Origin of the sequence: Paraburkholderia sp. A1RI-2L (assembly GCF_048957375.1) — a bacterium.
Lineage (GTDB): Bacteria > Pseudomonadota > Gammaproteobacteria > Burkholderiales > Burkholderiaceae > Paraburkholderia.
Window position 1 is genome coordinate 1,297,055 of the sequence record NZ_JARBTA010000001.1, and the last position, 15,563, is coordinate 1,312,617.

Annotated in this window: 11 protein-coding genes; 3 read left to right on the forward strand and 8 right to left on the reverse strand. The window is 64.0% G+C overall.

Annotation, left to right across the window (positions count from 1 at the left end):
• Positions 1–28 precede the first annotated feature (28 nt).
• The 3 genes from PWP93_RS06130 to PWP93_RS06140 all read right to left on the reverse strand — a co-directional run bounded on the left by PWP93_RS06130 (position 29) and on the right by PWP93_RS06140 (position 3,878).
• On the reverse strand, positions 29–958 hold the full coding sequence (locus PWP93_RS06130) for an ABC transporter permease (protein WP_421023909.1): 930 nt from the start codon (positions 956–958) through the stop codon (positions 29–31).
• Positions 959–1,022: 64 nt separating this feature from the next.
• Positions 1,023–2,129, reverse strand: a complete 1,107-nt coding sequence (locus PWP93_RS06135) for an ABC transporter permease (protein ID WP_421023908.1) — start codon at positions 2,127–2,129, stop codon at positions 1,023–1,025.
• Positions 2,130–2,213: 84 nt separating this feature from the next.
• A complete protein-coding gene (locus PWP93_RS06140; RefSeq protein WP_421043831.1) occupies positions 2,214–3,878 on the reverse strand; it encodes an ABC transporter ATP-binding protein in 1,665 nt (554 codons plus the stop codon).
• Positions 3,879–4,157: 279 nt separating this feature from the next.
• On the opposite strand from PWP93_RS06140, the gene PWP93_RS06145 reads away from it, so the two are divergent.
• Positions 4,158–5,090 carry a LysR substrate-binding domain-containing protein gene (locus PWP93_RS06145; RefSeq protein ID WP_035532552.1) on the forward strand — a complete coding sequence of 311 codons (933 nt, stop codon included), beginning with the start codon at positions 4,158–4,160 and terminating at the stop codon, positions 5,088–5,090.
• Positions 5,091–5,239: 149 nt separating this feature from the next.
• Here PWP93_RS06145 and PWP93_RS06150 read toward each other — a convergent pair whose 3' ends face one another.
• Positions 5,240–6,643, reverse strand: coding sequence for an 8-oxoguanine deaminase (locus PWP93_RS06150; RefSeq protein WP_421043832.1), 1,404 nt, complete (start codon positions 6,641–6,643; stop codon positions 5,240–5,242).
• A 612-nt stretch (positions 6,644–7,255) separates the two neighbouring features.
• On the opposite strand from PWP93_RS06150, the gene uraH reads away from it, so the two are divergent.
• Both uraH and PWP93_RS06160 read left to right on the forward strand, forming a co-directional pair.
• Positions 7,256–7,609, forward strand: coding sequence for a hydroxyisourate hydrolase (uraH, locus tag PWP93_RS06155; protein ID WP_421043833.1), 354 nt, complete (start codon positions 7,256–7,258; stop codon positions 7,607–7,609).
• A 194-nt stretch (positions 7,610–7,803) separates the two neighbouring features.
• A complete protein-coding gene (locus PWP93_RS06160) occupies positions 7,804–8,997 on the forward strand; it encodes a urate hydroxylase PuuD (RefSeq protein WP_421043834.1) in 1,194 nt (397 codons plus the stop codon).
• A gap of 84 nt (positions 8,998–9,081) precedes the next feature.
• Here the strand turns inward: PWP93_RS06160 and PWP93_RS06165 are convergent, their stop codons facing one another.
• The 4 genes from PWP93_RS06165 to PWP93_RS06180 form a co-directional block, all read right to left on the reverse strand.
• On the reverse strand, positions 9,082–10,686 hold the full coding sequence (locus PWP93_RS06165) for a TolC family outer membrane protein (protein ID WP_421043835.1): 1,605 nt from the start codon (positions 10,684–10,686) through the stop codon (positions 9,082–9,084).
• Positions 10,683–12,797 carry a peptidase domain-containing ABC transporter gene (locus PWP93_RS06170; RefSeq protein WP_421043836.1) on the reverse strand — a complete coding sequence of 705 codons (2,115 nt, stop codon included), beginning with the start codon at positions 12,795–12,797 and terminating at the stop codon, positions 10,683–10,685. Before PWP93_RS06170 ends, PWP93_RS06165 begins: the two co-directional genes overlap by 4 nt.
• 1 nt (position 12,798) lies before the next feature.
• A complete protein-coding gene (locus PWP93_RS06175; RefSeq protein ID WP_421043837.1) occupies positions 12,799–14,016 on the reverse strand; it encodes an HlyD family efflux transporter periplasmic adaptor subunit in 1,218 nt (405 codons plus the stop codon).
• A gap of 100 nt (positions 14,017–14,116) precedes the next feature.
• A complete protein-coding gene (locus PWP93_RS06180) occupies positions 14,117–15,073 on the reverse strand; it encodes a hypothetical protein (RefSeq protein WP_421043838.1) in 957 nt (318 codons plus the stop codon).
• Positions 15,074–15,563 lie beyond the last annotated feature (490 nt).

Sequence of the window (15,563 nt, forward strand, 5' to 3'; positions counted from 1 at the left end):
CTTCAATGCGACCACCTGGGCGGCTCCCCTAAGCGGCTCCATAAAATGCCTTGCCGAGCGAGGCCGGCGCGTTCAGGCGAATCGTATTCGGATTACGGGAAATGAGGACCAGCACCACGATCGTCGCCACGTAGGGCAGCATGGCGAGAAACTGCGTGGGCACCGGCACGCCCACGGCCTGCGCATAGAATTGCGCGCCCGTGACAGCGCCAAACAGCAGCGCGCCGATCAGAAGGCGCCCCGGCCGCCACGTCGCGAACACGACCAGCGCGAGCGCGATCCAGCCGCGCCCCGCCGTGATCTGCTCTTGCCACAGGTGCAGTTGCACGACCGAGTAGTAGCTGCCCGCGAGCCCCGCCATCGCGCCACCGAACGCCGTCGCGCCATAGCGCACGCCGATCACCGGAAAGCCTACCGAATGCGCGACCTGCGGCGACTCGCCCACCGAGCGCAGCACGAGCCCCGCGCGCGTGCGATAGAGAAACCAGCCTACCGCGGCGAACATCAGGAATGCGAGGTAATCAACGGGCGTGAGGCTGAAGAGCGCCGGCCCGGCCACGGGCAGATGCGAGAGGCCCGGAATCGGCCAGGCGGCAATCGTCGCCGAGGTGGCAGCGGAAGTGTAGGGCTTGCCCACATACGCCGAAAGCCCGACGCCGAAGATTGTGAGCGACAGGCCGGTGGCGACCTGGTTGGCCTGCATCGTGAGCGTGAGAAAGCCGAACAGCAGCGCCATGGCAATGCCCGCGCCCATGCCGGCCAGCAGCCCGAGCCATGGATCGCCCGTGATGGTGGTGAGCGCGTAGCCGCTCACCGCGCCCATCAGCATCATGCCTTCGACGCCGAGATTGAGCACGCCCGACTTTTCCGTGACGAGTTCACCCACGCCCGCGAACATCAGCGGGATCGCTGCGGTGACGGCGCTCGATGCGAGCGAGCTGGCTTGCTGAATATCCATGTCCTGAGGCCTTTTTGTGGACTTTTTCGTGATGGTCTTTTTCGTGAACCGGTCGATTGGCGGATCAGCGGGCGGCGGCGATGGGATGGCGGCGGCGCACGCGGTAATTCACGAACAGGTCCGCGCCGAGCAGGCAGAACAGCAGCAGGCCCTGAAACACTCCTGACAGCGCCTGGGGCAATTGCAGCGAGGTCTGCACGGCTTCGCCACCCAGATAAAGGAGCGCCATCAGCAAGCTCGCGAGCACGATCCCGAGCGGATGCAAGCGCCCCACGAACGCGACGATGATCGCCGTGAAGCCGTAGCCCGGCGACCACGTTGCCTGCAACTGGCCGATCGGGCCCGCGATCTCGCTCATGCCCGCAAGTCCGGCGAGGCCGCCCGAGAGCAGCAGCGAGGTCCAGATCGTCGTCTTTTCCGAGAAGCCCGCGTAGCGCGCGGCGAGCGGCGCGAGGCCGCCCACGCTCATGCGGTAGCCTGCAAAGCTGCGGCGCATGAACAGCCAGACGAGCGGCACGGCCGCGAGCGTGAGGAAGATCGACGCGTTCAGGCGCGTGCCGCGCAGCCAGTGAATGCGCCAGTCGCCGCCGAAAGTCGGATAGAGCGCGTCGCCGCTGAACATCTCCGAAAGCGGGAAATTCATGCCGTTGGGGTCGCGCCACGGACCGCTCACGAGCCAGATCAGCAATTGCGTGGCGACGTAGGTGAGCATCAGGCTCGTGAGGATCTCGCTGGTGTTGAAGCGGCTCTTGAGCCAGGCGGGAATCGCCGCCCAGGCCATGCCGCCCAGCACGCCCGCGAGCATCATCAGGAACAGGATCCACCAGCCGCTCGATTGATCGAAATAGATGGCCACGCCGCTCGCCGCGATGCCGCCCAGCACCATCTGCCCTTCTGCTCCGATATTCCAGACGTTGGCGCGGTAACCCGCCGCAAGGCCCAGCGCGATCAGGCATAGCGGCGACGCCTTGAGCAGCAGCTCGGACCAGCCGTTGATGCTTGAGAGCGGATCGATGAAGAACGCGCGCATTGCCTGCACGGGATCGCGCCCGACGAGACCGAAGATCAGAAAGCCGATGGCGAGCGTGAGGAGCGCGGCAACCAGCGGCACGGCAATGCGCACCGTGCGGGACGGCGTCGTGCGGGCTTCGAGGCGGTACGGGAAGATCATGATGGCGATATCGTCAAGCGGTCCGGTGATTGTGGTGTTGGCTCTGCGCCAAAGCTTGGGGACGCAGCAGGTGGCGAGCTTCGCTCAGGGATGCATCACAGACTGGGCGGGCGGCGGGCCGCCGTCCGGGCGCCCCGCGCCTTCGCCGCGTTCCCCGAACAGGCCCGCCATCCAGCGGCCAATCTCCTCCGCATTGGTCTCGCCCGTGAGGCGCGCGGGCGAAAGACGGCCGCCCGCAAGCACCGCAATGCGGTCGCAGATGTCGAAGAGCTCGTCGAGCTCCTCTGAAATCACCAGGATTGCCACGCCGCGCGCCGAAAGATCGAGCAGTTGCTGCCGGATGAATGCGGCCGCCCCGACGTCCACGCCCCAGGTGGGTTGCGCGACCACCAGCACCTGCGGCGCCTGCAGGATCTCGCGCCCGACGATGTACTTCTGCAAGTTGCCGCCCGAGAGGCTTTGGGCAAGCGCGTCGGGACCGCCACAGCGCACGTCGAAAGCGTCGATGCAGCGCTCGGCGAATGCGCGCATCGCACCCGTGCGCAGCCAGCCCGGGATGGGCCAGCCGGAGCGCACCATGCCCTGCCGGTGGCCCGTGAGCAGCGCGTTTTCGGCTAGCGACATCGCGGGCACGGCGCCGCGCCCGAGCCGCTCCTCGGGCACGAAAGCGAAGCCGAGCTTGCGCCGCGCGCCGGCGGAAAGACGCGCGGCCGGCTTGCCGCAGATCGTCACTGCATCGGCGGCCACGCGGTGGCGGGCCGCCCGGGACTGGAGCGCATCGCGCGCCTCGCCCGAGAGCGCCGCGAGCAGTTCCGCCTGGCCGTTGCCTGACACTCCGGCGATCCCCAGGATCTCGCCCGCGTGCACGGCTAACGTGACATCGTCGAGCGAGGTGCCGAATGGATCCTCGCTTGGCATCGACAGATGCTTCACGTCGAGCCGCACGTCGCCCGGCGCATGCGCGCGGCGTGTGTAGTCAGGCAACTCGTGGCCCACCATCAGCCGCGCCAGCGAGGCGTGTGTCTCCTCGCGCGGGGTCACGTTGCCCGTCACCTTGCCGCCGCGCAGCACCGTGGCCGTGTCGCAAAGCGCCTGGATTTCGTCGAGCTTGTGGCTGATGTAGAGGATGCTGCAACCTTCCGAGGCCAGCCGGCGCAAGGTGCCGAACAACTTGCGCACGGCCTGCGGCGTCAGCACCGAGGTCGGCTCGTCCATGATCAGCAGGCGCGGGTTCTGCAAAAGGCAGCGCACGATCTCCACGCGCTGGCGCTCGCCGACCGTGAGGCTGTGCACATGACGCTGGGGATCGACGTCGAGCCCATATTGCGCCGACACCTCGCGAATACGCTTGGCCAAAGCCTTGAGGTCGAACGCCTCGTCGAGCGAAAGCGCAATGTTCTCGCCCACCGTAAGCGTTTCGAACAGCGAAAAATGCTGGAACACCATGCCGATGCCGAGCTTGCGCGCAGCAGCCGGACTGGGAATCTCGACCGTCTCCCCTTCCCAGCGGATTTCGCCGGCATCCGGGCGCACCGCACCGTAGACGATCTTCATGAGCGTGCTCTTGCCCGCGCCGTTCTCGCCGAGCAACGCGTGAATCTCGCCCGGCGCGACCGAGAGCGTGACATCGTCGTTCGCGCGCACTGAGGGATACTGCTTGGTGATGCCGGCAAGCGCCAGCCGCGGCACGTGCGCAGCAGCGCGCTCCGCGTGCGGACTGCCGGCCAGACGTGAAGATGAGTCGCCCATGGAGGTTTCGCTGTAGTACGTTATGGCAATCTGTGTTTCGACGTGGTGCGGTGCCGTTCGATGCCGCGGCGAGCCTCCGTGAGGCGTCGCCGCGCGAAATGACGATACTTGTTCACAGTGCCAGAGTCGAGCCGCCAAAAACCCGCGTTTCCCCGCGCGGCACAGGCTCGACAAGCACGCCTGGTAGAAAGACTCCCTTGACGGAGCTTTCAGTTCATATTAAAAATCATATACTGACAAAGCCCATCGATCAGCCTAAACATATAATCCGGAGAGTTCATGAGCCAGCAACGCGAGGCGATCGACACGTACCTCTTGCGCGTCTTGCACACCCTTTTGATGGAACGCAGCGTCACGCGCGCGGCCGTCAAACTGAATCAATCGCAACCCGCGATCAGCGCCGCGCTGCGGCGCCTGCGCGACATCACCGGCGACCCGCTCCTCGTGCGCGGCAAGTCCGGCATGGTCCCCACCGAATACGGCCTGCGCCTGCTCGAACCCGTGCAGAACGCCCTGCGCGAAATCGAGCGCATCCGTTTCCAGCAGCACAATTTCGATCCGGCCACCTCCATCCGCTGCTACCGCATCGGCTGCCCGGACTATCTGAACGTCCTGTTCGTGCCCACCGTGGTCGAGCGTTTCCGCCAGGCCGCGCCCAACGCCACGCTCGAGTTCCATTCGCTCGGGCCCGCGTTCGACTATGAACTCGCGCTCGAGGAGGGCAAGCTCGATATCGTGATCGGCAATTGGCCCGAGCCGCCCGAGCAGCTGCATCTTTCGAATCTGTTCGTCGACCAGATCGTCTGCCTGCTGAACAGCACGCACCCATACGCCAAGCGCGGCGGGCTCACGCTCGATCAGTACCTCAACGCGCCGCACCTCGCGCCCACGCCCTATTCCGTGGGCCAGCGCGGCGCCATCGACGTGCATCTCGCGCGCGAGCGCCTCAAACGCCACGTGGTCGTCACACTGCCATACTTCAACCTCGCGCCCTACGTGCTCATCAAGTCGGACCTCGTGTTCACGACCACGCGCCTGTTCGCCGACCACTATGCGCGCTTCCTGCCGCTCACGGTCGTGCCGGCGCCGCTCGACTTCCCGCCGATGCAGTATTACCAGTTGTGGCATGAACGCTGTCATTACTCGGACGAAGTACGCTGGTTGCGCAGTCTCGTGGCCGAAGCGACGAAGACGCTGATCGACAAGCCCTAAGCGGCAGGCAACGCTGCTGCGGCAAGCGGGCCGCATGAGGTTGCGCCGCCGCATTTTCTACGTTCCTTCCCTGCTTTATCCATTCCTGGACGGGCGGCACGCGCATGCGCACCGCCCCTCCCATCGGATCTTCCCTGCACTTATTCCACTTAGCGCGCCAACTGCGCGAGCTGCGACGCGAGCCGGTTATGCCGCTCGATCACTGGCCCCAGCTCGATGGTCTGCAGCACCCCCTCCTTCACCACAACCCGCCCGTTGATCACCGACAGCGCAACCTGCGACGGTGCGCAGAACACGAGCGCCGCGACCGGATCGTGCAACGCGCCCGCAAAGTGCGGCTGGCGCAGATCGAACGCGATGAAGTCAGCGGCCATGCCCGGTGCGAGTGCACCGATGTCGTCGCGGCCCAGCACGCGCGCGCCGCCCAGCGTGGCAATTTCGAGCGCTTCGCGCGCGGTCATCGCGTCGGGGCCGAAGCCTACGCGTGCGAGCAACATGGCCTGACGCGCCTCCGCCACCATCTGCGCGCCGTCGTTGGAAGCCGAGCCATCCACGCCGAGCCCCACCGGCACGCCAGCCAGGCGCATCTTCTTGATGGGCGCGATGCCCGAGGCAAGCCGCATATTCGAGCACGGGCAATGGGCGACGCCCGTGCCGGTGCGCCCGAACAGCCCGATGCCATGCTCGTCGAGCTGCACGCAGTGCGCATGCCAGACGTCGTGGCCCACCCAGCCCAGATCCTCGGCGTACTCGGCCGGCGTCATGCCGAATTTTTCGCGGCTATAGGCGACATCGTTGACGTTCTCCGCGAGGTGCGTGTGCATGGAGACGCCGTAGTGGCGCGCCAGCGTCGCCGATTCGCGCATGAGGTCGCGGCTCACCGAGAACGGTGAGCACGGCGCCACCACCATGCGCAGCATCGCGTAGCGGCCCTCGTCGTGATACGTCTCGATGAGACGCTGGGTATCGGCGAGAATCGCGTCTTCGTTTTCGACCACGGAATCGGGCGGCAAGCCGCCATCCTTCTGGCCGACGCTCATGCTGCCGCGCGCCGCGTGAAAGCGCATGCCGATCTGCTGCGCGGAGCGAATGCTGTCGTCGAGCCGGCTGCCGTTCGGGTAGATGTAAAGATGGTCGCTCGAGGTCGTGCAGCCCGAGAGCAGCAGCTCGGCCATGGCCGTGAGCGTCGACACCTCGATCATTTCGGGCGTGAGGTTCGCCCAGACCTTATAGAGATTCGTGAGCCAGCCGAACAGCTCGGCGTCCTGCGCGGCGGGAACGGCGCGCGTGAGGCTCTGGTACATGTGATGGTGAGTGTTGACGAGGCCCGGCAGCACCAGATGGCCGCGCATATCGAGTACTTTGTCGGCAGTTTCCGGCAGCTCGCCGGCCGTGCCGACCGCGACGATGCGGTTATCTTCGACGTAGAGACCGCCGCCGCGAATCTCGCGCCGCGCGCCGTCCATCGTCACCAGCATGTCAGCGTTTTTCACCAGCAAGGTCTTGCCGCGCTTTTGATTTGAGCCTTGCGCTGTGCGGTTCGTGGGTTCCATCGTGTCTGTTCGCTCCGTTGTCTTGCCGCGGCGCATGCCGCGCGCCAGTAAGCGCGCCGCACGCCGCATTTGAGATGACCATGAATGTGAAGCAGACGCCCTCGCCGCACGCGCCAGCCAATCCGGGACCCCGGTGCCGACGCGTCCCGACTGCAGACGCCGCTGGCCCGGTTACCCAGCGCCTGGCGCCGTCTTCGGGACGCGCGGCTCAACTCGTGAGCCGCACATAACCGTTACCTTGCGTGGCCAAAATCAGGCTGACAATTCACCCGGACGGGATAACCACATTCACGGAATACGTATAAAGGTCGATTTTTGACTCGTTCAAGATTCATCCATGGGTGAAAACCCCAACCCCTTGCCGCCGTGTAAGCCCCACGGAGCAAGGCTCGGCGCGCGAGGTACATGCTGCCTGGATTATCTTTCCTATCGGTCGCGCGCTTATGCCGCATTGTTCTTAAAATGCGTGCACGGCGCTCATATCGATCCGCCGACGGGTATGTAGCCACAGCTGACGTGGAGCCTCGATCCGCCAAGAACCTTCGGGTTCGACGGATCGGACTGCCGCCGAAACCTCGCAATGACACCAGGAAAAGACAAGGAAAACTGCGAATGGGCAAGCTGACTACCCACGTGCTCGACACCGCGAACGGCCGTCCCGGCGCGGGCATCAAGGTCGAACTCTACGCGCTCGAAGGCGAAACCCGCCGTGCGCTGAAGACCGTCACGACCAACCACGACGGCCGCTGCGACGAACCGCTGCTCGAAGGCGCGGCGCTCGCCAAGGGCGAATACGAACTGATCTTCCACGCGGGCGACTACTTCGCCGCGCTGGGCGCCAAAGTGCCGGAACCGCGCTTCGTCGACCGCGTCGCGCTGCGCTTTGGCATCGCCGACACGGACGCGCACTACCACGTGCCGCTGCTCGTTTCGCCGTGGTCCTACAGCACCTATCGCGGTAGCTGAACGGTCCCGCCAAACCCAAAAACGCATAACAGACTGAAAGCGGCCCGCGCAAGCGACACTCCGCTTTTGACGCGCCGCACTTTCTCTCGGCGTTTGGTGCGAGACCGGATTACCCGGTTCCTGCGCGCCGTCCCCGCAGTCAGCGCGAGACGCATTGCCGTCCGCGCGCATCGAATCAGGATTGGAGGAGTTTCATGGAAGGCTTTATTACCGACTGGCTGAACCTCGCATTGCGCTGGTTCCACGTCATCGCGGCCATCGCCTGGATTGGCGAGTCGTTCTACTTCGTCGCACTCGATAACAGCCTCAAACCGCCTACGGACGCCAACCAGCGTCGCCGCGGCGTCTTCGGCGAGTTGTGGCACGTGCACGGCGGCGGCTTCTACAACATGCAGAAGTACACCGTCGCGCCGCCCGAAATGCCCGAAGACCTGCACTGGTCGAAGTGGCCGTCGTACACGACGTGGCTCTCGGGCGCGTCGCTGTTCACGGTGCTGTATCTGATGGCGCCGAACACGTACCTGATCGACAAGAACGTGCTCGACATGGGCCCGGTCGTCGCGGTCTTCTCGGCACTCGGCTTCCTCGCCGCCGGCTGGATCGTCTACGACACGCTGTGCCGCACACTCGGCACGAACGACAAGCTGCTCGGCGTTTGCGTCGGCATCTATGTCGTGGTCGCGGCCTACCTCGCCTGCCACATTTTCTCGGGCCGCGCAGCGTACCTGATCATGGGCGGCATGCTGGCAACGATCATGTCGGCGAACGTGTTCTTCGTGATCATCCCGGGCCAGCGCAAGATGGTCGCAGCGATGCTCAAGGGCGAAACGCCGAACCCGATCTACGGCAAGCGCGGCAAGCAGCGTTCGGTGCACAACACCTACTTCACGCTGCCCGTTGTGTTCGCGATGCTGTCGAATCACTACGCCATGACCTACGCGCACGCCTACAACTGGGCCGTGCTCGTCGTGATCATGCTGGCCGGCGCGCTGATTCGCCAGTTCTTCGTGATGCGCCATCGTGGTCAGCAGCTGTGGTATCTGCCGATCGGCGGCGTGGTGCTGATGTTCGTCGCACTGATCTGGACGCTGCCGAAGCCGGTCGTGCCGCAGGCCGAAGCCGCGAACGCTCCGTCGATCAAGGTCTCGGACATCCAGCCGATCCTGCAGCAACGTTGCGCGGGCTGCCACTCGGCTCACCCGACGATGATGGGTGCAGCGCCCGCCGGCGTGATGCTCGATACGCCAGACGAAATCTCGCAGAACGCGCAGCGTCTGTACCAGCAGGCCGTCACGCTCAAGGCCATGCCGCTTGGCAACGTCACGCACATGACCGATGATGAGCGTCAGAAGATTGCAGCGTGGTTCCAGGGCGGCGCAAAGCAGTAATCTGCCCTCGCCGCGAAACAGGCAGTCAAGCAAAATGAAAAGCCCGAAGCGCAACGCTTCGGGCTTTTTCTTTTACCGATCAGATCAGCGAACGAACGGCACGTAGCTATTCAAGGCCTGCGCTGCGGGCGCCATGTCGGCCGCCGAAAGCACACGATGCGCTCGCGGCGCAGCCTGGGGCGGTGCGCTTTGTGCCGGCGCCGCCGCCGCTGCGCGTGGTGGAGGGACCGGCATCCAGGCGGGCTCCGGGGGGCGCATGACGGAGGCCTCGTTATCGACGACATCGCGCACGACCGGCTCGGCGATAGGCGCGCTTGCCTGCCTCGCACCGGCCTGGCTTGCCGTGGCCAGCGGCTGCCCGCGCTCGGGCATCGCACCGCTCGCGAAAAGCTGCGCATTGATCCGCCCCACTTCGTCCAGGTCAAGCGTGGCGGTCTGCGAGAGCAGCTTTAGCAACGCGAGCACCGATTCATAGCGCGCGCGGATCAGGTCGCGACGGCTCGCGTAGAACGTATCGGTCGCGCGCAGCACGTCCAGACTCGTGCGGCTGCCCACGCCGAAGCCGATGCGCGTCGCGTCGAGCGCCGTCTGCGAACGCCGCACGACCTGTTCGAGCGCGCTCACGCGCGCCTGGCCCGATGTCACGCGCAGCCACGCATCGCGCGCCCCCGCTCCCGAGTCGCGCACCGCCACGTCGAGATCGTCGCGCGCCTTGTCTTCGAGCGCCCTCGCCTCGTCGACTTTCGCCGAGATCTCGCCGCCCGCAAAAAGCGGAATCGTGACGGCGAGCATGCCGGTCGTCGTCGTCGTGGGTCTCGCATAGCCGCCCGCCGCACCGGCCGGCGTGTGACTCACTTGCAAGTCGACAGTCGGATAACGTTCCGCACGCGCCTTCTCGGTGTCGAACTTCGCGATCTGCAGCGCCACTTCGCCGATCTGCACCGCGTAGCCGTGCGTTTGCGCCTGCGTGACCCAAGGCTCGACATCGGCAGGCTGGAGCATGGGCGCGCCGCCGGGCGGCAGCGGCGCGAGCGTCTCCGCAGATTTTCCTGAAAGCCGTTCGAGCGCTGCGCGCGCAAGACGCGCCTGGCTTTGCGCGTCGAGCAACTGGAGTTGCGCCTGTGCGCGGCTCGCTTCGCCATCCTGCACATCGATGAGCGTCGCCTCGCCCGCTGCCTTCGCACGCTTGACCAGCGCTAGATGCGCGTCGAGCGCGCGCAAATAGTCCGTCGCCCGCGCCACCTCGTCGCCGGCCGCAAGCGCATCGAAATACGCACGCGCTGCGGCAAGGATGGTGTCCTGCGTCGCATTGGCCGCCTGCAGGCGAGCACGCATCACCTCGTAGTCGGCCTGCCGGTACGCAGTCCAGTTCGCCCAGTTGAATAGCGGTTGCGTCAACCCGATCGTCCAGCCGCTCTGCCAGTAATGCTGGGTCGGGAAATCCTCCATCACAATGCCGTTGTAAGCGCGGCCCCAACCGCCCGTGAACCGAGGCAGGAGCCCCGCGCGCGCCTTGGGCACGGCCTGCGCGGCTGCGCGCGTCGCCGCGCGCGAAGCGGCCAGCGCCGGATCGTGATCGAGCGCGTCGCCGACCACGGAAAGCAGGTCTGCGGCATGCACACCGTTCGCGAGCAGGAAGCACGCGAGCGCGAGCGCGCGCACGCCACGGCGGGAACGCGCGCCGCTCATGCCACGCCCTCCATCGCCGCGCCGGCGTGCTCGCGCTCGACGCGCACGAACGCACCATCGACGAGACGATAGTGCCGCTCGAAACCCTCGGCCATGGCAACGTCGTGCGTGATCACCACGACCGTGCGATCGAGCCGCTGAAGCAGCGCCGATATGCGCCGCACCGCAACGGGGTCGAGATTCGAAGTCGGCTCGTCGAGCAGCAGCAACTCGCGCCGCTGATAAAGCGCGCGGGCAAGCAGCAGCCGTTGCCGCTGGCCAGCGGAAATATTCGCGAGCGAATCGCTGATGATCGTGCGCGTGCGCATCGGCAAACGCATCACGTCATCGAGCAGACCGACCTCCTCGAGCAGCGCGAAAATGCGCGCTTCGTCCGGGCTGCCTTCGAAGAGCGAAATATTATCGGCGATCGAACCGTGAAGAATGATGTCGCCCTGGCGCATGTGAACGGCGTGGCGGCGGATTTCGTCGACGCTCAGATTGGGCCAGGCGACGCCGTTAAGCGTAATTTCTCCTTGCTGCGGCACTTCGGAAGCGGCCAGCAATTTGAAGAGCGTGGACTTGCCAGCGCCCGACGGTCCAGTAATCACGATCTTGTCGCCGCGCGCGATGTCGATGCTCGCCCCCGCGAGCACGGGCTGGTCGGAGACGCCATACGCAAAGGTCACATTGCGTACGCCGATGCGCTCGAACTCGCGCACTTCGACGGTCTTGTGCACGTCGGCGAGTGCCGTATAACGCTCGGGCTCGCAGGCAACGATGTCGTCGACCCGCGCGACCGGCACGCTCAGCATGTAGTACGCAAAGCCCGTGTTGATGGTGGAAGCGATCCGCTCCGAAAACAGCGCCTTGTAGATCATGAACGAGTAGAACGCGCCGACTGAAAGCACGCCGCCGAGCATCAGCTTCGCTGCGAACCAGGTGACGACCAGCGTCTCCACATGCATGAGCAGCTTGAGCACCGCGTCGCGCGTCGCCGCGAGCCGGCTGCTGCGGAACAGCGCCGACGCATAGGTGCGAAAGATCTCCATATAACGCGCCACGCGCCGCGTCTCGCCTTGCGACAGCTTGATGAGCGATGCGCCGCGCACGGTCTCGAAGAGTGCGTCGTCGCAACGTGCGCCTTCCTGGAGCACGCGCGCATGCGCGTCGCGCATCGAGGCGAAGATCGCTCCGGAAACGATGACGTAGGCTGCAAAAATCACCAGTACGAGGAGCGATAGTTTGACGTTCTGAACGAACATCAGGAACATCGCCAGCAACCCGACTGTGATGTCGATGCAAAACGACACGGCCTTGCGCGACGCGAAACCGTTGATTTCGTCCTGGGACTTGAAGCGCGTGAAGATATCTCCGACATTGCGCTTTTCGAAGTACGCGATGGGCACACGCAACAGATGCGCAAACAGCCCCTCCGTGGCATTCACGCTCGTGCGCGCGTAGAGCAACTCGACCAGCACGCCTTGCACATATTGGCTGAGCGCGCCCACGAGGAAGATCGATCCGAACGTGAGCGCGAGCACGTTAAGCAGTTCGAGATTGTCCGCGGACACGACATGATCGAGCACGAATGAACCGAAGTAAGGCTGCGCGAGAATCGCGAACTGCGCCCCCAGCGCGACGAAGAGAATCTTCGCGAACTGGCCGCGCATCTGCGGATTGAGCTCACGCACGCGTGCGAGCGCGGCGGGCACCCGCGAGCGCCGCTTGATCTGCGTGAGCGCCGGTGTTGGCGCGCATTCGATCAAATAGCCGGATACGCACGCGAGGAAGGTGTCCTTTGCGATGCGCCGGCGTCCGACAGCCGGATCGAGCAACGTGACGTAATGGCGTGAGGCACGCTCAAACACCACGAAATGCGCGCCGCCGAAATGGATGATCGAGCCGCGCTTGATCTCGCCCACCTGCGAGGCATCGAAGCGGAACGCCTGAACTTCAAGGCCAAAATCGGTTGCCGTGTCGTACAAGTCCATCAACGACAGGCCGTTAGCCGAAATCGGCCGGTACGCCGAAAGCTCGCGGACCTCCGTGGCGCGGCCGAAATGCGAGAGCACCATGGCAAGACACGCGTAGCCGCACTCGGCGACTTCGTTCTGGTAAATCACCTGCATTTCAGCCTCGTACGATCTTGAACAACGGCTCGAGCACCCATTCCGCGATGGTGCGCCGCTCGACAACGACGCTCGCGGTCGCCTGCATCCCCGGCAGAATGTCGAAACGCTGCGAGCCATAGTGGAACGTATTGCCGGGCAGCGTGACCCACGCAACGTACTCGTCGCCCTGCTCCGGCGGCGTGCCGCCGGTAGCCGCGGCGGCTGCATCCGCTCCGGTGGGCGGCGACGCAGCCGTTACCGTCGTGTGCGAAATCGAGTTGATGCGTGCCTCGTATGAGCCGAAGCGTGCGTAGGGAAATGCATCGAACTTCAGGCGCACCGTCTGGCCCTCGTGCACGAAACCGCGCCGACGTGACGGAATGCGCAATTCGGCGCGCAAGGGCTGCTTCGGATCGGTGACGATCACCATCGCTACGTCGTCGGGCTGCAGCGTGCTTCCCTGCACGAGGCGCGAGAACGTCACCATGCCAGCCTTCGGCGCCGAAATCGTCGCATCGCGCCGGTTTTGCTCGAAGCGCACATCCGCTTCCTGGAGTTCGCGCGCATGGCTCGATTCGAGTTCCTTGAGCTGCGCGGCGAGAGCCGTCTGGGTATTTTGCAGATCGGCGATCGCCGCCTGGGCCTGCTGACGCCGCGACGCCGCCTCGGCGCTCGCAATGCGGCTCTGGTGCAAGTCAGCGCGCGCCTGCTCGACACGGTCGGCGGCGACATAATCGGAAACGGATTCGAGACGCGCGAGCTTCTTTTGCGCCTCGCTCACGAGCAGGCTGTTCTGCGCGCCCTGCACGCCCAGTTCAGCGAGCTCAGCGCGGCGGCTGGCTTCGTTGCTGCGCGCCGTGGAGAGCTGCGTCGTGAGTTCGATGTGACGCTGGGTATAGCGCGCGTCGGCAGCGCGGCGCTCCTCGTCGCGCACCTGGGCGTCGAAGGCCGTTCGGCGCGTGCCGTCGGTCGCGAGCGACAAGTCGCGCTCGACGCGAAAAAGCGGCTGTCCCGCACTTACCTTCTCAGGCGGCTGAACGTAGATCGACGAGATCAACCCGCTCGCGCCCTGGATCTTGATTTCAGCCGGCGACACGATTTCGCAGCGCACGTCCTGCTTCAGCTCTACCTCGTGCGTGAAGGCAAACGCCACGCCAAACACCACGATCGTCGATGCCGCGTAGGCAATCCAGCGCCAGCGAATATCCCGGAACTCGGGAAGATAAATCGGTTCCACGTTGTTATCGTTCCCCTGCGGCCGGTCATGCCGGCCGAAGTGTATTTTTTCGACGCCATGCGCCGTTTGGTCTACTCGTGCTTGTACTTCTTAAGGATTTCTAACGGGCTGCCGCAAAGTGATACACCGACGGATGCCCAGCATAGAGCCAATGCGGATAATTTTCGCGACGCGCGATCTCGATATCGTTAGCGAGATATTGAGGCGCAGCGGCATCGGCAAGCGCGATAGGATCGAATATCCTAACGCCAAATCGTCCTTTCTCGAAACTAAGATAAAACGGGAGCAACAGCGCATCCACCGGCATGCCTAGCCGGAATACGCCGTTATGCACGCGCGCGGGCCGGTCCCCGATCGTCACACCGACCGTCTCCATGGGAAACTTGGCCAATGTATAAGGCGGAACATCGGAAAACACCACGGCCACGCCATCGCGACGCAATGCGCGTATGACCCGCAAGCCCAAACCGTTGCGGCTTTCGCGGCCATTCTCGTCGTAGGTGTAAAGCACACGGATCGAAGGAATCATCGCCGCGTCGTTACCGTACATGTCGCGCTGCACGCCGGAAACGACTGCCATTGATTCCATTCCCAGAACGCGACGCACTTCGTCCACCACCCAGATGTTCGCGTACTGCGACACATAGTGAAACGGCGAGAGCACGATAACGCGCCCCGGTTCTTTAGTCCTGATCTGATTGATTCGCAAAACCAATTGCTGAGCTGCCGCGCGCAGATCGGGCCAGGCGTCCCGGTGCAATGCGCGCCCGGCATAGATGCGTTCGTCCAGCCATGCTTCGCGCACGTTCGCACTCATCGTACGTAGCGCTTGAGTGCGTGCGAGGCCCACGTCAATGCGGCCGGTTTCGTAGCGCGATACACCGTTTGCGCGGGTGCCGCCGTCGAAGACCGATCGAATCATCCAGCTGGCAAGCGCCCCCCGCTCGACCGCGACGAATGGCAAACGGGCGAGCAGCCGGCGACGCAGCGCCAGACGCCCACCGGCAAATCGTGCGTAAAGGCGTTTGAAGAATTGTGAGATTGTGCCCGCGGACATTTCTTGGCCCAACAGTATCGGAACGAACCGAAGCCCTAAAAAAGCCGAAAGGGGGGCATTTAACCCCCCTTCGTTCAGATCAGGCGATCAACGCGGAACCGGCGTCGGATCCGGCTGAGGCTGATTCTTCGACTTGCAGCAGCCGCCTGCGAGCTTGGCGTTGGCCAGTTGACCACGATCGATTTTTTCCATTTTGGTTCTCCAGTTTTCGGATGAAAGCCACCCCGTTTTGGTGGCGCGGCTATCTTAACAGCCGGAATAAAATCCAATCCATTATTGACACATTTTCATATTAATTTTCAAATCTCCACAAATTTCTCAATTAAATAAGCAAAAGCGACCAATGAATAAGAATTTTGCTTTTTATGCTGTAGTCAAGGGATAGAAATTTCAGTCCCATCTTTATGTAAAAAATTTCCATTCCAGAAATTACGTCATCCTTAGAACTCGAATTAAGAATATTCGTATTCCTGACACCCGCACTCCCCCC